The 21,811-nt window shown below is 70.6% G+C and carries 20 protein-coding genes, 1 tRNA gene and 2 pseudogenes; 14 read left to right on the forward strand and 9 right to left on the reverse strand.

What is annotated here, in order from left to right:
* The 3 genes and pseudogenes from G3I78_RS52370 to G3I78_RS36725 all read right to left on the reverse strand — a co-directional run.
* Window positions 1-156: pseudogene (locus G3I78_RS52370) on the reverse strand (2-(5'-triphosphoribosyl)-3'-dephospho CoA synthase); the annotation flags it as partial.
* Between the two features lie 9 nt (window positions 157-165).
* The gene (locus G3I78_RS36720; protein ID WP_164432902.1) at window positions 166-1,110 is read right to left on the reverse strand and encodes an intradiol ring-cleavage dioxygenase; all 945 of its coding nucleotides are present in this window, start codon (window positions 1,108-1,110) and stop codon (window positions 166-168) included.
* Between the two features lie 88 nt (window positions 1,111-1,198).
* Window positions 1,199-1,636 carry an ATP-binding protein gene (locus G3I78_RS36725; RefSeq protein WP_164432905.1) on the reverse strand — a complete coding sequence of 146 codons (438 nt, stop codon included), beginning with the start codon at window positions 1,634-1,636 and terminating at the stop codon, window positions 1,199-1,201.
* 230 nt (window positions 1,637-1,866) lie between these two features.
* Between G3I78_RS36725 and G3I78_RS36730 the strand changes: the two genes are divergently transcribed.
* The 9 genes and pseudogenes from G3I78_RS36730 (at window position 1,867) to G3I78_RS36770 (ending at window position 12,438) form a co-directional block, all read left to right on the forward strand.
* The gene (locus G3I78_RS36730) at window positions 1,867-2,688 is read left to right on the forward strand and encodes a hypothetical protein (protein ID WP_164432907.1); all 822 of its coding nucleotides are present in this window, start codon (window positions 1,867-1,869) and stop codon (window positions 2,686-2,688) included.
* A 134-nt stretch (window positions 2,689-2,822) separates the two neighbouring features.
* Window positions 2,823-3,554: a YcnI family protein gene (locus G3I78_RS36735; RefSeq protein WP_164432909.1), complete on the forward strand. Its 732-nt coding sequence runs from the start codon at window positions 2,823-2,825 to the stop codon at window positions 3,552-3,554.
* Between the two features lie 76 nt (window positions 3,555-3,630).
* A complete protein-coding gene (locus tag G3I78_RS36740; RefSeq protein ID WP_164432911.1) occupies window positions 3,631-4,287 on the forward strand; it encodes an SCO family protein in 657 nt (218 codons plus the stop codon).
* Window positions 4,288-4,298: 11 nt separating this feature from the next.
* The gene (locus G3I78_RS36745; RefSeq protein ID WP_164432913.1) at window positions 4,299-4,724 is read left to right on the forward strand and encodes a copper chaperone PCu(A)C; all 426 of its coding nucleotides are present in this window, start codon (window positions 4,299-4,301) and stop codon (window positions 4,722-4,724) included.
* Window positions 4,725-4,737: 13 nt separating this feature from the next.
* Complete coding sequence (locus G3I78_RS36750; protein WP_164432915.1) at window positions 4,738-6,846, forward strand: copper resistance protein CopC; 2,109 nt, start codon at window positions 4,738-4,740, stop codon at window positions 6,844-6,846.
* Between the two features lie 731 nt (window positions 6,847-7,577).
* Window positions 7,578-8,810, forward strand: a pseudogene (gene efeB, locus G3I78_RS36755) (iron uptake transporter deferrochelatase/peroxidase subunit); the annotation flags it as partial.
* A gap of 68 nt (window positions 8,811-8,878) precedes the next feature.
* Window positions 8,879-9,811 carry a prephenate dehydratase gene (gene pheA / locus G3I78_RS36760; RefSeq protein ID WP_164432917.1) on the forward strand — a complete coding sequence of 311 codons (933 nt, stop codon included), beginning with the start codon at window positions 8,879-8,881 and terminating at the stop codon, window positions 9,809-9,811.
* Window positions 9,812-10,354: 543 nt separating this feature from the next.
* Complete coding sequence (gene serS, locus G3I78_RS36765) at window positions 10,355-11,644, forward strand: serine--tRNA ligase (protein WP_164432919.1); 1,290 nt, start codon at window positions 10,355-10,357, stop codon at window positions 11,642-11,644.
* Window positions 11,641-12,438: an HAD family hydrolase gene (locus G3I78_RS36770; RefSeq protein ID WP_164432921.1), complete on the forward strand. Its 798-nt coding sequence runs from the start codon at window positions 11,641-11,643 to the stop codon at window positions 12,436-12,438. The genes serS and G3I78_RS36770 overlap by 4 nt, the downstream gene beginning before the upstream one ends.
* Before the next feature lie 20 nt (window positions 12,439-12,458).
* Here the strand turns inward: G3I78_RS36770 and G3I78_RS36775 are convergent.
* From G3I78_RS36775 to G3I78_RS36800, 6 genes are all read right to left on the reverse strand, one after another.
* Window positions 12,459-12,562: transfer RNA gene (locus G3I78_RS36775), tRNA-OTHER, on the reverse strand.
* A gap of 266 nt (window positions 12,563-12,828) precedes the next feature.
* Entirely contained in the window at window positions 12,829-13,026 is a 198-nt protein-coding gene (locus G3I78_RS36780) for a hypothetical protein (RefSeq protein ID WP_164432923.1), read from the reverse strand.
* 103 nt (window positions 13,027-13,129) lie between these two features.
* Window positions 13,130-13,849: an ABC transporter permease gene (locus G3I78_RS36785; RefSeq protein WP_141205867.1), complete on the reverse strand. Its 720-nt coding sequence runs from the start codon at window positions 13,847-13,849 to the stop codon at window positions 13,130-13,132.
* 10 nt (window positions 13,850-13,859) lie between these two features.
* Complete coding sequence (locus G3I78_RS36790; RefSeq protein WP_164432925.1) at window positions 13,860-14,771, reverse strand: ABC transporter ATP-binding protein; 912 nt, start codon at window positions 14,769-14,771, stop codon at window positions 13,860-13,862.
* Entirely contained in the window at window positions 14,768-15,676 is a 909-nt protein-coding gene (locus tag G3I78_RS36795; RefSeq protein ID WP_164432927.1) for an ABC transporter permease, read from the reverse strand. The genes G3I78_RS36790 and G3I78_RS36795 overlap by 4 nt, the downstream gene beginning before the upstream one ends.
* Window positions 15,666-16,640, reverse strand: coding sequence for an ABC transporter ATP-binding protein (locus tag G3I78_RS36800; RefSeq protein WP_164433101.1), 975 nt, complete (start codon window positions 16,638-16,640; stop codon window positions 15,666-15,668). The genes G3I78_RS36795 and G3I78_RS36800 overlap by 11 nt, the downstream gene beginning before the upstream one ends.
* Window positions 16,641-16,888: 248 nt before the next feature.
* On the opposite strand from G3I78_RS36800, the gene G3I78_RS36805 reads away from it, so the two are divergent.
* From G3I78_RS36805 to G3I78_RS36825, 5 genes are all read left to right on the forward strand, one after another.
* The gene (locus tag G3I78_RS36805; protein ID WP_164432929.1) at window positions 16,889-17,731 is read left to right on the forward strand and encodes a M24 family metallopeptidase; all 843 of its coding nucleotides are present in this window, start codon (window positions 16,889-16,891) and stop codon (window positions 17,729-17,731) included.
* Window positions 17,728-19,485 (forward strand): SDR family oxidoreductase, encoded by a 1,758-nt coding sequence (locus tag G3I78_RS36810; protein ID WP_164432931.1) that lies wholly within the window; start codon window positions 17,728-17,730, stop codon window positions 19,483-19,485. Before G3I78_RS36805 ends, G3I78_RS36810 begins: the two co-directional genes overlap by 4 nt.
* 206 nt (window positions 19,486-19,691) lie before the next feature.
* Window positions 19,692-20,624, forward strand: coding sequence for a MerR family transcriptional regulator (locus tag G3I78_RS36815; protein ID WP_164432933.1), 933 nt, complete (start codon window positions 19,692-19,694; stop codon window positions 20,622-20,624).
* 122 nt (window positions 20,625-20,746) lie between these two features.
* A complete protein-coding gene (locus G3I78_RS36820; RefSeq protein WP_164432934.1) occupies window positions 20,747-21,295 on the forward strand; it encodes an RNA 2'-phosphotransferase in 549 nt (182 codons plus the stop codon).
* Window positions 21,296-21,326: 31 nt separating this feature from the next.
* A complete protein-coding gene (locus G3I78_RS36825; RefSeq protein WP_239158290.1) occupies window positions 21,327-21,770 on the forward strand; it encodes a hypothetical protein in 444 nt (147 codons plus the stop codon).
* The last annotated feature ends 41 nt before the right edge of the window (window positions 21,771-21,811 follow it).

Genomic DNA, 21,811 nt, shown 5'->3' on the forward strand with positions numbered 1-21,811 from the left:
CTTGGCCGACCAGCGCAGGGCGCAGTGGTCCGTGCGGGTGGCGCGGGCGCCCAGGTCGCGCGGGTCGGGCAGGCCCGGCTTGGGAGCCAGGGCCAGCTGACCGGTCAGCGCCTCCACGGCGGCGTGCGCCAGCGTCTCGTCCTCGCGGCAGCTCATGGCCGTACCCTACGAGGACGCCGAGGCCGAGGAACTGGCGCTCTCGGACGGAGCGTCGCTCGGCGGCTCGCCCGTGGGAGCGCCGCTCGGGGGCGTGCCACCGCCGCCGCTGCCGGCGCCCGTGCTCTCCGCGTCCGGGTCGATGCCGAGGGTCAGGGAGCCCTTGTAGCCCTTGGACGGGTCCTTCTTGTGGACGGCCTTCAGGGTGAGCAGGCCGCTGGAGGCGCCGCCGCCGTCGTACACCATGTCGTTGTCGAGGGTGGTGTAGCTGCCGGTGTGCCTGGAGTACGGGTCGAGGGTGAAGATCTCCTCGGCGATGTCGTCGGCGAAGAAGAGCTGGCCGGTGTAGTTGACCGTGCCGCCCTCGTAGGTGCCGTCCTCCTTCTCGCCGCCGGTGTGCACCTTCACGTGGATGTGGCAGGTGCGCGGGGTGTACCAGCCGGGGAAGATCGTCTCGAACTTGACGACCCCGTTGGCGTTCGCGATCTGGTAGCCGCGCAGGTAGGTGTTGTCGTTCGCGGAGTCGCCCTCCTCGCTCTCCGCGGGGGCCGAGCCGCCGGGGTTGGCGGTGGTGTAGCCGGAGTAGTAGCCCCAGGCGTCGCAGTGCCAGATCTCCACGGCCGCGCCCTTGACGGGGGTGCAGCCGTCGGTGGCGTCCACCACGGTCAGGCGCAGGGTGAGCGGGACGCCGCTCTTGCCCTCGGTGATGTCCTTCCTGACCAGGGCGCCGTCAAGGTAGTAGGGGCCCTCGGTGACGCTGGACATGAGGGTCATGCACTCGCCGGTGCTGGTGGCTGTCGCGGCGCTGGTCCCGGTGGTCCCGGTGGCCGTCCCGGTGTCGGCGAAGGCCGACTGGTACCCGGCGACCGCGAGGCCGCCGGCCGCGACCGTGCCGCCGGTCACCGCGAGCGCGCGGCGCCGGGTGATGGTGGAGTTCCTGTGGTTTCCCGTCATGACCGGAAAGGTAAGAAAGCTGTCCGTCAGGACCTTGGGTGAACGCTGTGCGCGGGCTGAGAATGCCCGGAAACCTGAAACCCGCGGCTCACACCGCCATCAGCGGCGCGTCCTTCTTCCACTTGAGGATCTTGTCGAAGCTCACGACCGCACCCCGGCGGCCCGGTTTGTTGCCGATGTGGACGTGGTCGGCGAGCTCCTGGATGAGACCGAGCCCGCGGCCGTTCTCCGCCTCGGCGGCGACCGGGCGCACGGCCTGGGTCCGGGTGAATCCGGGGCCGGAGTCGGTGACTTCGATACGGCACTTCTCGCCGTCCAGGTACGCGGTGACCCGGTACGCCGCCGAGGAGTCCAGTCGGCCGCCGTGCTCCACGGCGTTGGCGCAGGCCTCGCTGAGGGCGAGCGAGAGGTCGTAGGAGATGTCCGGGTCGACGCCCGCGGTCTCCATGGTGCCGAGCAGCAGGCGCCGGGCCAGCGGCACGCTCGCAGCCTCGCGCCGCAGATGGAGTGACCACCAGATGCTCATGCTCCAGCCTCCCGGCCGCGGCTCGACATACCGTTACGTATTGCCGCCCGCGCCCGGGTGTAAGCACACCGTTGACGTGATGCCGCCCATACGGGGGATGCGCAGGGGGCGTTCACCGGTGTATGTGGGGCAGCTTGCCCCAGAAGTGACGTTCCGGTCGTACGGCTCGTACGTCATCTTGTGGACCTGCCGTGTGGCGGTCGTGAGCCCAGTGCGATGATGAGCCCGCCATGACTGCCCCCCACGCGCGTTCCGGAGGGGATCTCCGGGTTCTGCGGGCCGCGGTGTTCGCCGCGGTCTGCGTCGTGCTGGCCGCGGCCGGTCACGCGATCGCCTCCTGCGCCACCGTCCCGCTGTGGACGCTCGGCGCGGGTTTCCTGGGGGCCGTCCTGGTCGTGGCACCGCTCGCCGGGCGCGAGCGGTCGCTGGCGGGGATCGCGACCCTGCTCGCCGCCGGACAGACCGTGCTGCACGTGCTGTTCGGGCTGGGGCAGCACGGGACGTCGGCGGGCACCATGTCCATGGGTTCGACGGGGTCTTCGGCCGCGGCCTCCGACGCCACGCTGGTCCAGCAGGCGGCCCGGCTGCTGTGCGGGACCACCGCCGCGGCGATCAGCCCGGCGCAGGCCCAGCGGATCCTCACCGACGCGCGGCTCTACCCCGAGACCGCGGGGACGACGGCCACGCATCACACGGCGGACGCCATGACCGGCTCCTCCGTGCTGCCGTCCCTGCCGATGGTCCTCGCCCACGTCCTCGCGGCGGTCGCGGCCGGCTGGCTGCTGCGGCGCGGGGACCTGGCGCTGCTGCGGCTCGTCGAACTGTCCGCGTGGTCGGCCCAGTCGGTCGCCGAAGCGGCGCTCGTACGGTCCCTGCGCGGAGCGCTCGCCCTGGTGCGCGCCCTGCGCGCGGGGCTGCCGGGGGCGCCCGAGGCCGGTCCGCGCGCGCCCCTGACGGCGTCGCCCGCGCCGCCGGGGCTTCGGACCACCGCACTCCAGCACTCGGTGATCAGGCGGGGTCCGCCCGCCGGGACGCTCGTTCTCGCAGCCTGACACGACGCCAGCTCTTCCTTCGGTACTTCGGTACTTCGGTACTTCGGTACTTCGGGGTTGAGGGCCGCCGTCGTGCGGCACGCGCGCGTGCGCGCATCCTCATCCGACCCACTCGAAGTGGAGTGCCCCCTGTCATGAAGGCTTCCCGTCTCGCCGTCACCGGTGCCGTCGCCGCCTCGGCCGTCGTCGTCCTTTCCTCGCCCGCGTTCGCGCACGTCAGCGTGGCCGCCGAGGGCACCGCCGCCAAGGGCGGTTACGCGGTCGTGGACTTCAAGGTCCCCAACGAGCGCGACAACGCCTCCACCACCAAGCTCGAGGTCAACTTCCCGACCGACCACCCGCTGGCCTCGGTCATGCCGGAGCCGATGGCCGGCTGGAAGATCGAGACCACCACTTCCAAGCTCGCCAAGCCCGTCGAGTCGCACGGCAAGCAGCTCACCGAGGCGATCACCAGGGTCACCTGGACCGCCACCGGCAAGGGCATCGAGCCGGGCTACTTCGAGAAGTTCCCGGTCTCCATCGGCGCCCTGCCCGAGGACGCCGACGACCTGACCTTCAAGGCCATCCAGACGTACTCCAACAAGGAGGTCGTGCGCTGGATCGAGGTCCAGGAGGACGGCGCCGAGGAGCCCGAGACGCCGGCGCCGGTACTCACGCTGTCCGCCGCCTCGGAGGACGGCCACCACGGCTCGACGGCCGCCGAGGACGCGGACGCCAAAACCGAGAACGCCTCCGCGGCGACCGCGGCCGCCCCCGCCGACAGCAGCGACACCACCGCGCGCGTGCTCGGCGTGGTCGGCATCGTCGTCGGCGCCCTGGGCGTGGCGTACGGCGTGCTCGCCGGCCGTCGGCGCGGCGCCGCCTGACCCTCTCCGCGGGACGTGTGCCGGGGTCGCGGGACCCCGGCACACCCTGAAACCCTTACATCTGGGACATTCTGATATGCGCAAGAAGATGTTCGCCGCGGCCGCCCTGGTCGCCGCCGCCACCCTGACCCTCTCCGCCTGCGGCAGCGGTGACGACAGCACCTCGCCCGTCTCCGTGGTCTCGGAGGAGGCCGGCTCCGAGAAGGCGGCCACCGTCCTCGACCAGCCCTTCGAGAAGCCCGACCTGGTCCTCACCGACACCAAGGGCGAGAAGTACGACCTCCGGGCCGCGACCAAGGGCAAGCCCACCCTGATCTACTTCGGCTACACGCACTGCCCCGACATCTGCCCGCTGACGATGAACAACATCGCCGTCGCCAAGAAGCAGCTGCCCAAGGCCGAACAGGACGAGCTGCGGGTCGTGTTCGTCACCACCGACCCGGCCCGTGACACTCCCGCCGAGCTCGGCAAGTGGCTCAAGGGCATCGACACCCAGTTCGTGGGCCTGACCGGCGACTTCGCCACCATCCAGGCGAGCGCCCGCACCCTCGGCATCTCCATCGAGCCGACCCACAAGGACAAGAAGACCGGCAAGACCGTCTCGGTGCACGGCACCCAGGTCGTCGCCTTCTCCCCGAAGACCGACGAGGGGTACGTCCTCTACGGCGAGGACGCGACCGTCGACGACTACACCAAGGACCTGCCCAAGATCATCAAGGGGCAGAACCCGTGAGGCGTACGGCGATGTCGTTCGCAGTGCTCGCCGGTGCCCTCGTCCTCGCCGGGTGCTCGGACTCCTCCGCGGACCTCACGGTCTCCGGCGCCTACATCCCGCAGCCCGTCTCCGCCGACATGGCCGCCGGGTACCTCGTCATCGCCAACTCCGGTGACGCCAAGGACGAGCTGACCTCGGTCACCAGCGCCGACGGCGACGTCACCCTGCACGAGACGAACGGCGGCGCCATGGAACAGGTGACCCGGCTGGCCGTTCCGGCCCACGGTCAACTCGTGTTCAAAAGCGGCGCCAACCATCTGATGTTCGACAAGCTGAAGCGCAAGCCGACGCAGGGCGACACCGTCACCGTCGAACTGCACTTCGCCCAGTCCGACCCCGTCGTCGTGAAGATGCCGGTGAAGTCGGCGACGTACGTCCCGAAGACCGGACACTGAGGGAGGGATCCCCTTGACGCAGACCATCGCCCCCCGCGTCCGGACCCTGGTGCTGCTGCTCTTGGCCGCCTGCGGCCTGCTGCTGACCACGGCCGGACCGGCCTCCGCGCACGCCGCGCTCACCGGCAGCGACCCCCAGCAGGGGGTGGTGGTCGACAAGGCGCCCGACCAGGTCTCCCTGACCTTCTCCGAGAAGGTCTCCCTGTCGGACGACTCCCTGCGGGTCCTCGACCCCAAGGGCAAGGCAGTCCAGCAGGGCAAGCCGTTCGAGGTGAGCGGCACGACGTACGGCGTGAAGGTGCACAGCGGCCTGCCCGACGGCACGTACACCGTCACCTACCAGGTCGTCTCCGCCGACAGCCATCCCGTCGCCGGCGCCTTCACCTTCTCCGTCGGCGCCCCCTCGACCACCTCGGTCTCGGTCTCCGACGAGACCGCGGGCGGCGGAGTGGTCGGCTGGCTGTACGGCTTCGGGCGGTACATGTCGTACGCCGGTTTCATCGTGCTGGTCGGCGGCGCCGCCTTCGTGCTCGGCTGCTGGCAGCGCGGGGCCGGAGTGAAGCCCGTGCAGCGGTTCGTCGTCGGCGGCTGGCTCACGCTCACCGCGGCCACCCTGCTGCTGCTCTTGCTGCGCGGCTCCTACACGAGTTCGGGGAAGGTCGGGGACATCTTCGACCTGGACCTGCTCGGGAACGTGCTCCAGACCAAGACCGGCGCCGCCCTGGTCTCCCGGCTGCTGCTGCTCGCGGCGGCCGCGCTGTTCGTCTCCGTGCTCTTCGGGGCGTACGACAAGCGGGAGGACGAGGAGAAGCGGGACCTGACCTTCGGGCTGGCGATCGGCGGGACGGTGGTCGCGGCCGGGCTCGCGGCGAGCTGGGCGATGGCCGAGCACGCCTCGGTCGGCATCCAGGCCGGTATCGCGATGCCGGTCGACGTGGTGCACCTGCTCGCCGTCGCCGCCTGGCTCGGCGGGCTGTGCGCCCTGCTGGTCGCGCTGTACCGCTCGGACGTCCCGATCGAGTCCGCCGCCGTACGACGCTTCTCGCAGGTCGCCTTCGGCAGCGTGGTCGCGCTGGTCGCCACCGGCATCTACCAGTCCTGGCGACAGCTCGGCTCCTGGTCGGCGTTCACCGAGACGACGTACGGGCAGCTGCTGCTGGTCAAGATCGGTCTGGTGGCGCTGCTGGTCGGCATCGCGTTCATCTCCCGGCGGTGGACGGCGCGGCTCGCGGACGCGGTGGTGCAGCGGGGGAAGCGGGTTCGGGAGAGGGAGCGGGTCCCTGCGAGGGCCTCCGGCGGTGGGGCGGGGGCGGGGTCCGGGTCTGGTTCCGGATCGGGGTCTGGTTCTGGGGCCGGGTCTGGTTCCGGGGCCGGGTCTGGTTCCGGGGCCAGGAAGGGGGCCGTCGATTCCAAGGGGGCCGGTTCCAAGGGCTCTGGCTCCTCCGGTTCCAAGGCGTCCGGCTCTTCCGGCTCCTCCGGTTCCAAGGAGGGCGGTTCGAAGGACTCCGGTGGGTCCAAGGGGGCCGGTTCCAAGCGGGCCGCTCAGCTCGCTCGGCAGCAGGCGGCCGTGGACACCGCGCAGAAGAAGCGGACGCGGGACGCCGATCCCGACCGGTTCGGGCTGCGCCGCTCGGTACTCGCCGAGGCCGGGGTCGCGGTCGTTCTGCTGGCCGTGACGACCGTGCTGACGCAGACCGAGCCCGGCCGTACGGAGGAGGACGCCAAGGCGGCCAAGGCCGCGGCCTCTTCCTCCTCTTCATCGTCCTCGGAGGCCGGGTCCGGAGCGGTGACCCTGGACATGTCCTTCGACACCGGTGGCACGGACGGCAAGGGGGTCGTGACCGTCGACTTCGACCCCGCGCGCGTGGGCGGCAACGAGATGCACGTCTACGTCCAGCGGCCCAACGGCCGTGCCTTCGACATCCCCGAGGTGAAGGTCGCCCTCACCCTGGAGGCCAAGAAGATCGGCCCGCTGGCCATCACACCCGACCGCATCACCACCGGTCACTGGTCCGCGAGCAACGTCCAGATCCCCATGGCGGGCGACTGGAAGATCGCCGTGACCGTACGAACCTCCGACATCGACCAGACGACCGTCTCCAAGAACGCGCAGATCGGCTGAACAGCACCATGTCCGACCACTCCATTCCCGCCGCAGAGCCCGGTGCCGGTGCCGGCACCGAAGAGGGCGAGTCAGGTCAGGGGGGCGCGTCCGGGACGGGTGCGTCTCTGGAGGGCGCGTCCGGGGAGAGCGCGTCCCAGAGCGCCTCCTCGAAGAGGGCCACCCCTGGCAAGGGGCGAGTGTCCAACAGGCGCCAGCCCCAGGGACACGCGTCCAAGGCACGCGCCTCCACGGCCGGGTCCTCCGAGACCGCTGCCTCCCCGGAGAGCCCCTCCTCGGCGAACGGCCCTGAGAGGGACGGTCCTGAGAAGGACGGTCCTGAGGGGGATGGCCCTGAGGGGGATGGCCCTGAGGCGGGCAACTCCCAGGGAGACGGTCCAGAGGCGGGCACCCCCGAGACCGACAGCTCCCAGGCGAGCGGTTCCCAGCCGGGTGGGCTCCAGGCCGACAGCTCCCAGACGGGCGGGCCCAAGACGAACGCGCCCAAGGCCGGTAGCCCCCAAGCAGGCGGGTCTCAGACGGACGGGCCCACAGCGAGCGGGCCCAAGACGAGCGGGTCCAAGGCCAGCACCCCCCAGACCAGCAGGCCCACAACGAGCGGGCCCAAGGCCGACACCCCCCAGACCAGCAGGCCCACGAAGAGCGGGCCCAAAACCGGCACCCCCCAGACCAGCAGGCCCACGAAGAGCGGGCCCAAAACCGGCACCCCCCACACAGCCGCCCCCGAGACCACCGCCTCCCCCACCAACGGCATCTCACGCCGAACCCTCCTCGGCACCGCCGGTGCCACCGGGCTCGTCCTAGGGGCGGCCGGTGGGGCCGTGGGGTATGCCGCCGCGCCCGCCGGGGCGACTCCGCTGAGCTCCGTGGGCAGTACCGAGGCGATGTTCCACGTGAAACATCAGCCCGGCATCACCCAGGGGCTCCAGGCCCGCGGCCATCTCGTCGCCTTCGACCTGGCCGCGGGCGCGGGCCGCAAGGAGGCCGCCGCGCTGCTGCGGCGGTGGTCCCGGACCGCGGAGCTGCTGATGGCGGGGGAGGCCGTGGGGGCCCACGACACGGATGTCGCCCGGGACGCGGGGCCGTCCGCGCTGACGGTGACCTTCGGCTTCGGGCACAGCTTCTTCGCCAGGACCGGACTGGAGAAGCAGCGCCCCGTCGCCCTCGACCCGCTGCCCGACTTCTCCTCCGACCACCTCGACAAGTCCCGCAGCAACGGCGACCTGTGGGTGCAGATCGGCGCCGACGACGCCCTGGTCGCCTTCCACGCCCTGCGCGCGATCCAGAAGGACGCGGGCAGCGCGGCCAAGGTCCGCTGGCAGATGAACGGCTTCAACCGCACCCCGGGTGCCACGGCCCACCCCATGACCGCCCGCAACCTCATGGGCCAGCTGGACGGCACCCGCAATCCGAAGCCGGCCGAGTCCGACTTCGACGAGCGGATCTTCGTCCCGGCGTCCGTCACGAAGGACCCGTCGTGGATGGCCAACGGCTCCTACGCCGTCGTACGACGGATTCGGATGCTGTTGGACGACTGGGAGAAGCTGACGCTCGGGGCCCAGGAGGCCGTCATCGGGCGCCGGAAGGCGAACGGGGCCGCGCTGTCCGGCGGCACCGAGACGACCGCGATGGACCTGGAGAAGACGGACGCGCAGGGCGATCTGGCGGTCCCCATCAACGCGCACGCCCGGATCACCCGGCCCGACCAGAACGGGGGCGCGGCGATCCTGCGGCGCCCGTTCTCGTACCACGACGGCATCGACGCGGACGGAGTCCCGGACGCCGGTCTGCTGTTCGTGTGCTGGCAGGCGGACCCGCTGCGCGGCTTCGTCCCGCTCCAGCGCAAGCTCGACCGCGGGGACGCGCTCTCCCAGTACATCCGGCACGAGTCGAGCGGGCTGTTCGCGGTGCCGGGCGGGGCGGCGGAGGGCGGGTACGTGGGGCAGGGGCTGCTGGAGGGGTGAGGTTACGCGGGTTCACCCGGTCGTGAGACGCGTGGGCCGCGTTCCACAAGGGCCATTAGGGTGAGGTCATGCCAGCGAGCTACGCGTATCTCGGCCCTGAGGGCACCTTCACCGAAGTCGCCCTGCGGACGCTGCCCGAGACGGCGACCCGGGAGCTGATCCCCTATGTGTCGGTGCAGTCCGCGCTGGACGCGGTGCGCGCGGGTGAGGCCGAGGCCGCTTTCGTGCCGATCGAGAACTCCGTCGAGGGCGGCATCACCACCACCCTCGACGAGCTGGTCGCGGGCGCCCCGCTGATGATCTACCGCGAGGTGCTGCTGTCGATCACCTTCGCGCTGCTGGTCAGGCCGGGCACCAAGCTGACCGACATCAAGACGGTCTCCGCGCACCCGGCCGCCCAGCCGCAGGTGCGCAACTGGCTGCGGAACCACCTCCCGGACGCCCTGTGGGAGTCGGCCGCCTCGAACGCGGACGCCGCCCGGCTGGTCCAGGAGGGCCAGTACGACGCGGCCTTCGCCGGCGAGTTCGCGGCCGCCCGGTACGGGCTGACGGCCCTGGAGACCGGCATCCACGACGCCGAGAACGCGCAGACCAGGTTCGTGCTGGTCGGCCGTCCGGCCCGGCCCGCCGCACCGACCGGTGCCGACAAGACCTCCGTCGTGCTGTGGCAGCGCGACGACCACCCCGGCGGGCTGCGCGATCTGCTGGGCGAGTTCGCCACCCGCGGGATCAACCTGATGCTGCTCCAGTCCCGGCCCACCGGCGCCGGTATCGGCAACTACTGCTTCTGCATCGACGCCGAGGGGCACATCACCGACCGGCGGGTGGCGGACGCCCTGATGGGGCTGAAGCGGATCTGCCGCGAGGTGCGTTTCCTCGGTTCGTACCCGCGTGCAGACCGGCAAGCCGCTGACCTGGGGGCACCGCTGACCGGCACCTCGGACGAGGAGTTCATGGCGGCCTCGGACTGGGTGGCCCGCTGCCAGGACGGCCGCTTCTGACCGCTCCTGGAGCCGGTCCTACCTGCAGATTTTAGTTATCCACAGGAGTTATCCACAGGTCCGCTTCTCGACCTGGGGACAAGTCGACAACAACAGGTGACCCTGTCGACAAATCGGCCCTCAGGCCGCTTCCGTGTCCACACGCGCGCACGTCACCCTTCGTCCACTGTTTTCCTTTAGTCAATCCTTTGGGGTGACCGGTTTCCACTCAAAAGTAGGGGTAAAAGGAGGTTTGCGACAGGAATCCTCGGCGTGATCCCCAGGTTTCGGAGTGATCGATTCCGAAATCCACAGATCCTCCGCACACCCTGTGGATAACTCTTTGGAGGGTGTGGATACCTGTGGACAACCACGAGCCAAGTCCCGCTCTCCACAAGGGAGTCGAGTCAACCCGACGCCTCGCCCGTGCTTCGTCCCGGGGAGCGGTGGCGCATTTCATTGACACGTTGCGCAATTCCCCCATAACGGAACGTAAGCCGCGATTCATCACGGTCGGCAATAGTGAGTCGTGGGCCGTATCCCCGCACCGGTAGCCTTGGCCGCGTGATTGACCTTCGCCTGCTCCGTGAGGACCCCGACCGAGTGCGCGCGTCCCAGCGCGCCCGTGGAGAGGACGTCGCCCTCGTCGACGCCCTCCTGTCTGCCGACGAGCGGCGCAGGTCGTCCGGCGTCCGCTTCGACGAGCTGCGTTCCGAGCAGAAGGCGCTCGGCAAGCTCATCCCCAAGGCCTCCGGTGACGAGAAGGCCGAGCTGCTGAAGAAGACCGGCCAGCTCGCCGCCGACGTCAAGGCCGCCGACGCGGAGCAGCACGAGGCCGACGAGGAGACCAAGCGCCTCCTCCTCCAGCTCGGCAACCTCGTCCACCCCGACGTCCCCGTCGGCGGCGAGGAGGACTTCGTCGTCCTGGAGACGCACGGCACCATCCGCGACTTCGGCGCCGAGGGCTTCGAGCCCAAGGACCACCTGGAGCTCGGCGAGGCGCTGGGCGCCATCGACGTCGAGCGCGGCGCCAAGGTCTCCGGCTCGCGCTTCTACTACCTCACCGGCGTCGGCGCCCTGCTGGAGCTGGCCCTGGTCAACGCGGCCATCGCGCAGGCCACCGAGGCCGGCTTCACGCCGATGCTGACCCCGGCCCTGGTCCGCCCGCGCGCCATGGAGGGCACCGGCTTCCTCGGCCAGGCCGCCGAGAACGTCTACCACCTGGAGAAGGACGACTACTACCTGGTCGGCACCTCCGAGGTCCCGCTCGCCGCGTACCACATGGACGAGATCCTCGACGCGGACAAGCTGCCGATGCGCTACGCCGGCTTCTCGCCGTGCTTCCGCCGCGAGGCCGGCACGTACGGCAAGGACACCCGGGGCATCTTCCGCGTGCACCAGTTCGACAAGGTCGAGATGTTCTCGTACGTCGCCCCCGAGGACGCGGAGAACGAGCACCAGCGCCTCCTGGACTGGGAGAAGCAGTGGCTCACCGGCCTCGAACTGCCCTTCCAGGTCATCGACGTGGCCTCGGGCGACCTCGGTGCCTCCGCCTCCCGCAAGTTCGACTGCGAGGCGTGGATCCCCACCCAGGGCAAGTACCGCGAGCTGACCTCGGCCTCCAACTGCGACGGCTTCCAGGCCCGCCGCCTCTCCGTCCGGATGCGTGACACCAGCGACGGCAAGAACAGGGTCCAGCCGCTGGCAACGCTCAACGGCACGCTGTGCGCGGTCCCGCGCACCATCGTGGCGATCCTGGAGAACCACCAGCTGGCCGACGGTTCGGTGCGGGTGCCCGAGGTGCTGCGTCCCTACCTGGGCGGCCGGGAGCTGCTGGAGCCGGTCGCCAAGTGAGTTTCCCGTACCGGCTGATCGCGACCGATCTCGACGGAACGCTCCTGCGCTCCGACGAGTCGGTCTCGCGGCGTACCCGTGACGCCCTCGCCGCGGCCACCGCCGAGGGTGCCGCCCACATCGTCGTCACCGGACGCGGTGTCCGCTGGACGCGGCACATCCTCGACGACCTGGGCTACCAGGGCCTCGCGGTCTGCGGACAGGGCTCGCAGGTGTACGACGCCGGCGAGCACCGTCTGCTGACGTCGGTGACGTTGGACCGGCAGCTGGCCGCGGTGGCCCTCGCGAAGATCGAGGCGGAGATCGGCCCGCTGTTCCTGGCGGCGAGCCGCAGCGGCCTCGACGGAGATGTGCTGGTCGGGCCGGGGTACGCGGTGACCGGCGCGCTGCCGTCGGTGCCCTTCACGGACGCGTCCGATCTGTGGGCGGCCCCGCTGAGCAAGATCTACATCCAGCATCCGGAGCTGTCGGACGACAAGCTGGCGGAGGCCTCGGTGCGAGCCGCGGGCGGCTTCGTCACGGTCGCGATGGCGGGCCAGGGCATCGTCGAACTGCTGCCGCTGGGCCTGTCGAAGGCGACCGGACTGTCCCTGGCCGCCCGGCGCCTCGGCTTGAAGGCGGCGGACACGATCGCCTTCGGCGACATGCCGAACGACATTCCGATGTTCGCCTGGGCGTCCTACGGGGTCGCGATGGCGGACGCCCACGAGGAACTCAAGGCGGTCGCCGACGAGGTGACGGCCTCCCACGAGGAGGACGGCATCGCGGTGGTGCTGGAGCGGTTGCTGGGCTGACGCCCGGTGAGAACGTCTCGCGGAGGATGCACGGATCGAACGTGCGCGGGCTTTGCAACCCGATCTTGGCTGCATTTGATCAAACACAGTGCAAGCCAGTGCCTTACCACTCGGCCAATCCTCCGGGTGGGCGGCCTCACGCGAGAGCGACATCGCGTGCTCGAAGCGGCCGCCCCGGGCAGGTTCCTCTGACGGTGGACTCGACGGTGGCGTAACTACACCGGAGTCCTCCGAGGGCTGCCCTGAAGGGAGTGCGGCGGACTGTCGTGCATGGACATCGCCGTACTCCTCCCCAGTGTGTGGCGCCGGTCCGACCCGGCGTCCTGGACACAACCATCGTGCCTGTCCGCCGAGTTGGATGCCACCGAATTAAACGGCCGGGTGTTCGAACTAGCGGCGTCCCCACCGCTTGCGGCGCTTGCTGAAGAACCACCCCGCGGGCGGCTCGTCGGAGCGCCAGGGCTGCGGCTCGGGCGACTCCCGGCGCCAGCGCGCGGCGAGCATACGGGCCCGGGCAGACGGCTCGTTCGTCTCGGCGGACCGTATGAAGTCATCGTCGAGGACCAGGTCGTCCCAGTCGTCTGCCATGCCTCTTCCCTTCGACTCGCAGCCGAACATTCCCCTTTGTCCAGTGTGCCCCGACAGGGATGAAGTCCCTGTCAATAAGCCCGGCATCAGGGGCCGCCGTCCGCTACTCCTCGCCCGCCAGCGTCAGCGACCGCAGCTTCTGTCCCGCGTACCAGGTCGCGAGGACGGTCACCACGACCAGCAGCACCGTGGCCGTCGGCAGGCCGACGTCCGAGGTGACCAGGTCCCCGCCCGCGACCTTGTGGGCCACGGCCAGCGACCACTGCTGGACGCTCAGCGTGCGCGCCCCGGCGACTAGGGAGCCGAACAGGGCCTCCCAGACCAGCGCGTAGACGAGCCCGAAGACCACCGCGTGCCGGGAGACCGTGCCGAGCAGCAGGAAGAGCGCCGCGTAGGCGATCGAGGAGACCAGCGCGGCCACCGTGTAAGCGACGGCGATCTGCTGGCCGTTGCCGTTGAGGATGAGCCCCGCGATGAAGGTGGGCAGCGCCGAGAACACCATCGTGACGGCGATCGCCACGATGAGCTTGGTGAAGATGATCGTCGGCCGCTTGATCGGCTTGGACAGCAGGTACACCACCGAGCCGTCGTCGATCTCGGGGCCGATCGCGCCGGTGCCCGCGATGACGCCGATGATCGGCACCATCGTGGCGAGCGCTAGCCCGCCCAGCAGGTCGGAGGCGGTCTGGTCGTCGGCGCCGACCAGTCCGCGCACGATCACGGAGATCACGATCAGCAGCAGGGGCAGGGCGCCCAGGATGAGGGCCCGGCGGCGGCCGAGCAGGGCCCGGTAGGTGAGTCGGGCGACTGTGGGGTCGTACATCTTCGGCCTCCTACGCCGCGACGAGATACGAGAAGACGGACTCGAGGGACTCGTCGGACGGCGAGACCGTGAGCAGCCGGATGCCGTGGTCGCGGGCGACCCGGGGCAGCAGCGCGGTGAAGCGGCCGAAGTCGACGGCCTGGACGTGCAACGCACCTTCCGCCAGGTCGACCTCGATGCCGGAGGTCGACGGGTCGGCGATCAGCGCAGCCGCGAGGGCGCGGTCGTCGCTTGAGCGCACCAGGTAGCGGTGCGGACGGTCCGTCATCAGACGGCGGATCCTGCGGAAGTCCCCGCTGGCCGCGTGCCGTCCGGCCACCACGACCTCGATGTGCCAGGCGAGTTGCTCGACCTCTTCGAGGATGTGCGAGGAGAACAGGACCGTACGGCCCTCGTCGCCCATGCGGCGCAGCAGGTCCATCAACTGCATGCGCTGGCGCGGGTCCATGCCGTTGAACGGCTCGTCCAGCAGGAGCAGCGACGGGTCGTGCACCAGGGCGCTCGCCATCTTCACGCGCTGGCGCATGCCCTTGGAGTACGTCGAGATCTTGCGGTCCTGCGCGTACTCCATCTCGACCGTCGCGAGGGCCTTCTGGGCCGCCTTGGCGCCAAGGCCGTGCAACTCCGCGTTGGCGACGACGAATTCGCGCCCGGTGAGGAAGTCGTACATCGCCTCGCGCTCGGGGACGATGCCGATGTGCCGGTAGATCGCCTCGTTGCGCCACACCTGCTGTCCGTCGAGGGTGACGGTGCCGGTGGAGGGGGCGAGGAAGCCGCCCATCATGTTGATGAGGGTGGACTTCCCGGCGCCGTTGGGACCGAGGAGGCCGGTGACGCCGGGGCCGATCGTCATGGTGATGTCGTTGACGGCGACCACGTTGCCGAACCAGCGGGAGACGTGGTCGATCTGGAGCGTGGTCACAGTCCCACCTTCTTGTAGCGGCGCAGCAGGAGGCCGTAGCAGGCGGCGATCAGGCCGAGGACGGCGAGGACGTAGACGACCCCTTCGCCGTTGTTCGGGCCCACCGCGCCGGGGAACGCCGAGCTCGCGCCGAGGAAGGCCGACTGGAGTCCGTCGATGAGCGTGATCGGCGAGAAGAGGCCGATCCACGGGATGGCGCTGCCGCTGCCCTGGGCGTCGGCGATGGCCTGGAGGGTGGAGACGGCGCCGTAGGAGATGGTCATGACGGCGATCACGGCCGCGATGCCGAAGCCGCGGCGCGGGGTGACCGACGCGATGACCAGGCCGATGCCGGCGAAGAGCAGTGAGAGCAGGGCCACGGAGACGAGTCCCTGCCCGAATCCCTTGGTCTGGTCGGCGAAGTCCAGCTTCGCCAGCAGCGCGCCCACGTAGAGCACGATCAGCGGGGCGGCGGTCAGGACGAACATCGCGGAGGCCAGCGCCGCGTACTTGGCGCGGACGTAGTCGGCGGTCTCGATCGGCCGCGAGAAGTACAGCGGGACGGTCTTGAAGCGCAGGTCGCGCGAGACGGACTGGGGTGCCTGCGAGGCGACGTACAGGCTGATGACGGCCTGCATGATGATCGCGTAGCGGGTGTAGTCGACCGGGAGGTCGTTGGCCTTGGTGGCGACCGCGACGGCGACCATGATGGCCGCCGGCACGCACATCACCACGAACAGCAGCATCGGCAGCACCTTGGACTTCACCGAGCGGCCGAGGCCGTAGGCGCCGCGCAGGGACTGCGAGTAGAGCGAGCGGGTGGCGTAGGAGCGGCCGAGGCGGGGGCCGTCGTAGCTCCGGTAGCCGATGTTGTGGATACGGGTCTGGTCACCCGAGGGGGCGGTGACCGGGTGCTCAACTGCCATGGCCGACAGCCTCCTTCCGCTGCTCTTCGCTGCTGTCCTCGCTCGTGAAGACCTCCGAGATGTGGTGCCTGCGCTGCTCCATGCGCACCAGGCCGAGGCCGCGGTCGGCGACCACGTCCCGGACGAGGTCGTAGGTCTCCTCGCCCTGCGCGGTCAGCAGCAGGACGTGGCCCGCGCCGGGCAGGCCGCTCGGGGAGTCGAGGAACTCCACCCCGCGCGCGTGGAGCGCGTCGCGCACCGCGCGGGTGCCGTCGGGGTGCTCGTCGGTGTCGGTGACCTCGACCGCGAGGGTGGTGGTGGTCTGGGTGAAGTCGGTGGTGGAGCTGGAGCGCAGGAGCTTGCCGCCGTCGATGACGACGACGTGGTCGCAGGTGCGCTCCAGCTCGCCCAGCAGGTGCGAGGTGACCAGGACCGAGATGCCGAAGTCGGTGTAGATGCGGCGGATCAGGCCCAGCATGTCGTCACGGCCGACCGGGTCGAGGCCGTTGGTCGGCTCGTCGAGGAAGACCAGCTGCGGGTCGTGCACCAGCGCCTGCGCCAGCTTCACGCGCTGCTTCATGCCGGTGGAGTAGCCGCCGATGGGGCGGTAGCGCTCCTCGTACAGACCGACATGGCGCAGGGTGTCCGCGGTGCGCTCGCGCGCGGCGGTGGGCGGCAGTCCGGACATGCGGGCCATGTGCACGACGAACTCGGTGGCCGAGACGTCCGGCGGCAGGCAGTCGTGCTCCGGCATGTAGCCGACCCGCTCGCGGATGTCGGCGCCCTTGGTGGCCACGTCGAGCCCGAGCACTTCGGCACGGCCCTCGGACGCGGGGGACAGACCCAGCAGGATCTTGATCATGGTGGACTTGCCGGCTCCGTTGGCTCCGACGAGTCCGGTCACACCGGGTCCGACGTCCAAGGAGAGCCGGTCAAGCGCGGTCACCCGGGGGAACCGCTTGCTCAGGCTTTCGGTCGCGATCACAGTCACGGGATAGACGGTAGTGACGCGGACCACTCAGGTCGTCACCCCGCAGAGCTGCATCGGCATCAACCTCCAGGTGTACGGGCACCTAGGGGTCACCCTGAGGTCGAACAACGTGGACTCCGTTTTCCACATCTGCGGGGTTTTCCACAGCCCGACCCGGCCCTATTGACGCAGCCTCTAACAACTGTCACATTCGCCAGTGTCAAGTTACGGACACGTACCGCGGTCGACGGGGACGAGGCGGCATGACGACGGCACCGAACAGCGGACTCTCCACGCGATTGCGCGGATTCCGGCAGGTCCAGCGGCTCGCGTACGAGTGCGCGGAGGCGGTCGCGGCCCGGCTGGAGCCCGGCGTGACCGAGCGGCAGGCCGCCCGGATGCAGCGCGAGTGGCTGCGCGAGCGGGGTGTGCGGGACTGGTTCCACCTGCCCTTCGCCTGGTTCGGCGACCGCACGGCGTTCACGGGCTTCCGTGTCCCGCTCCAGTTCTTCCCCACCGGCCGGCGCCTGGAGCCCGGGATGCCGTTCATCCTGGACATGGCCCCGGTGTACGAGGGTTTCACCGCCGACATCGGCTACTCCGGCTCGCTCGGCGCGAACCCCGTCCAGGACCGGCTGACGGCCGACCTGGAGGCACACCGCGAGCTGATCCTGCGCGAGGTCCGCGAGCGGCGCTCGCTGCGCGAGATCTACGAGGACGTGGACCGCCTCATGGTCCGCCAGGGCTACGCCAACCGGCACCGCGCGTATCCCTTCGGCGTGATCGCCCACAAGGTCGACCAGGTCAGGGAGGGCCGCTGGTCACCGCGGGTCTTCGGGTTCGGCACCCAGTCCCTCAAGGGGCTCGCGGCCGACGCCCTGCACGGCCACCGCGAGGGCTGGTCGCCCCTGTGGTCGCCGTACCGCTTCTCCGACCACCCGCCGCGGCCGGGCCTGTGGGCGGTCGAACCCCACCTCGGATTCCGGGGCACGGGCGCGAAGTTCGAGGAGATCCTGGTCGTCACCGACTCCGCGGACCCCGAACAGAGCGCTTTCTGGCTGGACGACGATCTGCCGCACGTGCGGCGCTGGGCGGAGGCGAAGTGACGTTGCTCGAAGGCGCGCGGGAGCGCCGGGTACGGACCGGCGGAGTCGAGCTGTGCGTGGCCGAACTGGGGGACCCCTCGCGGCCCACGGTCGTCCTCGTGCACGGCTACCCCGACAGCAAGGAGGTCTGGTCCGAGGTCGCGGCCCGGCTGACCGACCGCTTCCACGTCGTCCTCTACGACGTCCGCGGCCACGGCCGCTCGACCGCGCCCGAGCCCCTGCGCGGCGGGTTCACCCTGGAGAAGCTGACGGACGACTTCCTGGCCGTGGCGGACGCGGTCAGCCCGGACCGGCCCGTACACCTGGTCGGGCACGACTGGGGCTCGGTGCAGTCCTGGGAGTTCGTCACCGTCCCGCGCGCGAAGGGCCGTATCGCCTCCTTCACCTCGATGTCCGGGCCGTCCCTCGACCACTTCGGCCACTGGATCGCGGGGCGCCTGAGGAGGCCCACCCCGCGCCGGGCCGGCCAGCTCCTCGGCCAGGGAGTCAAGTCCTGGTACGTGTACGCGCTGCACACCCCCGCCCTGCCCGAACTGGCCTGGCGCGGCCCGCTCGGCAAGGTCTGGCCCCGCCTCCTGGAGCGCGTCGAGAAGGTCCCCTCCGACGGCTACCCGACCACCTCCCTGCCCACCGACGCGGCCCACGGCACCTGGCTGTACCGCGACAACGTCCGCCCGAGACTGCGCCGCCCGCGCGCCGACGCGTACGCACACGCGCCCGTGCAGCTCATCACGCCCCTGGAGGACGCGTTCCTCTCGGAGAAGCTCTACGACGGCCTGGAGCAGTGGGTGCCCGAGCTGACCCGGCGCACGCTCCCCGCCAAGCACTGGATCCCGCGCTCCCGCCCCGACCAACTGTCGGCGTGGATCACCGAGTTCGTGACGTCCGTGGAGGCAGGCCGGGCGAGCGTACGGGCGACCGGGAAGTACGCCGACCGGTTCGGCGGGCAGCTCGTCCTCGTCACCGGCGCGGGCAGCGGCATCGGACGGGCCACGGCGTTCGCCTTCGCCGAGTCCGGCGCGCGCGTGGTGGCCGTCGACCGGGACGCCGAGTCCGCCGCCCGCGCCGCCGAACTGTCCCGGCTGCTCGGCGCGCCGTCGGCGTGGGCGGAGACGGTCGACGTCTCCGACGAACAGGCCATGGAAAAACTCGCCGACAAGGTCGCCGCCGAGTACGGCGTGGTGGACGTCCTCGTCAACAACGCCGGAATCGGCCTGGGCGGCTCCTTCTTCGACACCACCACCGAGGACTGGAAGAGGGTCCTCGACGTCAACCTCTGGGGCGTCATCCACGGCTGCCGCCTCTTCGGCCGGCAGATGGCCGAGCGCGGACAGGGCGGCCACATCGTCAACACCGCCTCGGCGGCCGCCTACCAGCCCTCCAAGGCCCTGTCCGCCTACGGCACCTCCAAGGCGGCCGTCCTCATGCTCAGCGAGAGCCTGCGCGCGGAACTGGCGAGCCAGGGCATCGGAGTCACCGCCATCTGCCCCGGCATCGTCAACACCAACATCACCGCCACGGCCCGCTTCGCCGGCACCGACCCCGACGAGGAGAAACGCCGCCAGAAGCGCACCGCCCGCCTCTACGGCCTGCGCAACTACCCCCCGGAGAAGGTCGCCGACGCGATCCTGCGCTCGGTGATCCACAACCAGGCCGTGGTCCCGGTCACGCCCGAGGCCAGGGGCGCCCATCTGCTGTCCCGCTTCGCACCGCGCGCGTTGCGGGCGTTGGGGCGGTTGGAGCCGCCGGTCTGAGTCGGGGAGGCCGAGGGGGCGGGGGCGTCGGCCCGACACCGGTGACGACGCCCTCGCCCTCGCCGAGGTCGTGGTGCACTTCCGGCACCGCCCACCGAGGCTGTCGTCCCGCTCCCTTCCGCCGTGATCGCCGTGCACGGCCCAACCGGCGCACGGCAAGCTCACCTCGGCACCCCACCCCGGCCCCGCAGCCCCCGAAGGCCCCCATGGACACCGCGTACCGAATCGACGACCTGGCCCACCTCAGCGGCGCCACCGTCCGCACCATCCGCGCCTACCAGGACCGCGGCCTGCTCCCCCGGCCCGAGCGCCGCGGCCGGTCCAACATCTACACGGACACCCACCTGGCCCGGCTCCGCCAGATCGCCGACCTCCTCGATCGCGGCTACACCCTCGCCTCCATCAAGGAGCTCCTGGAGGCCCACGACTCCGGCCGCGGCCTCGGCGGAATCCTCGGCCTGGTCGCCGAGGTCGACGGCCCGTGGACCGACGAGGAGGCCGTACGCATCTCCCGCACCGAGCTGGAGGAGCGGTTCGGCGGCGCCCCCGACGACGCGTCGGTCGCCGACGCGGTCGAACTCGGCGTACTGGAGCCGGTCCCCGGCGACGAGGACTCCTTCCTCGTGCCGAGCCCCCAAGAGCTCACCGTGGCCGTCGAGTTGCACGCCGCCGGGGTCCCGCTCTCCGCGATCTCCGGCCACCTGAGGGAGTTGAGGGGGCAGGTCGAGCACATCGCGGCCCGTTTCCTGGAGTTCACCACCGAGCACGTCTTCGCCCGCTACCTGGACGGACCCCGCCGTCCCACCGACGCGGAAGCCGCGGAGGCGGCCTCCCTCGTACGACGGCTGCGGCCGCTCGCCCAGCACACGGTCGACGCGGAACTCGCGCGCGCGATGCGTCTGTTGGCGGTACGGCAGCTGCGGCAGCACCTGGGCACGGAGGCACCGGCGCAGAGCCCGCCCGCGTCACGCTCCGTGGCCGTGCCCGAGGAGACAATGCGGGCCGTGGAGGGGCTGGTCGGGGCGGAGAGGGCGGCGGAGTTCTTCGTGCTGGCGGCTGAACGGGAGGTGCGGGCAAGGGCGTTGGATGCGCTCACGTCAAATGAGGTGCCCCCAGTCGATCTTGACGAAGGGGGCTGACATGACAGGGGGTTGTCCACAGAACTGCCAAGTAGCCTGTGGATAACTACAGTTGGTTGTGGATCAAACATCCGGGTCAAAATCGTTCGCGTGATTCACGTCTCTCCCCGCACCCTGGTGCCATGGACGAAAGACGCACCGTGAAGGTGTCGAAGTACCTCTCGAAGCACCTGCGGCACCAGCCCGAGCGGATCGGGCTCACTCTCGACGAGGCCGGCTGGGTCGAGATCGACGTATTGCTCAGCGCGACCGCCGCGCACCACTTCCGCATCACGCGGGAAGAGCTGGACCACGTCGTCGCCGCCAACGACAAACAGCGCTTCGCCGTCGACGGCACCCGCATCCGCGCCAGCCAGGGCCACAGCGTCGAGGTCGACCTCGGCCTCACCCCGACGCCCCCGCCGCCGTACCTCTACCACGGCACCGTGGCCCGCTTCCTGGACGCGATCCGCGCCGAGGGCCTGCGCCCCATGAACCGGCACGACGTGCATCTGTCCCCCGACCGCGAGACCGCGACCCGGGTCGGCGCCCGCCGGGGCCGCCCCGTCGTGCTCTCCGTGGACACGGCGGCCATGCACCGCGACGGCCATGTCTTCCACGTCAGCGCGAACGGTGTGTGGCTGACCCGGGCCGTGCCGCCGGAGTACCTGCGCTTTCCGCAGTCGCACTGAGCCCGCCCGGGCACCAGGCATGATCAGTGGTATGGACCACCTCCCCAGCACCGAGGCCGCCGTCACCGCGCTCCGCACCCTCGCCGCCGAGTACGGGCTCGCGATCGAGGTGAGCCACGACATCGGCGCCGACCAGACCTCGCGCCGCAGCGCGGCGGGCGTCGGCGTCACCACCGACCCGGACGGCACCCTGCCCCACGAGGCCTACGTCGAGCTCGGCGGCCGGCCCCGGGTGGACGTACGGCTGTTCCCGGACGACGACGCCCTGATCACCGTCGACGGAGTCGAGTGCCCCGACATCGCCCGCGACGACGTCCCCGCCTTCCTCCGCGCCCTCTACGAAGGCCACGCCTGGGTCAAGGTCCGCCGTTTCCCGCCCAGTCACTTCCTGATGGTCCCGTTGCCCGGCGACCGCGTGCACAAGGAGTTCATCCCGGTCGGGCTCAGCCCTTGGCTCAGCGGCCGTGCACGGTGACCCTGAGTCACTGTTTCACGTGAAACACGGCCCGGCGCATA

The sequence above is a fragment of the Streptomyces sp. SID13726 genome (genome assembly GCF_010548375.1).
Classification (GTDB): domain Bacteria; phylum Actinomycetota; class Actinomycetes; order Streptomycetales; family Streptomycetaceae; genus Streptomyces.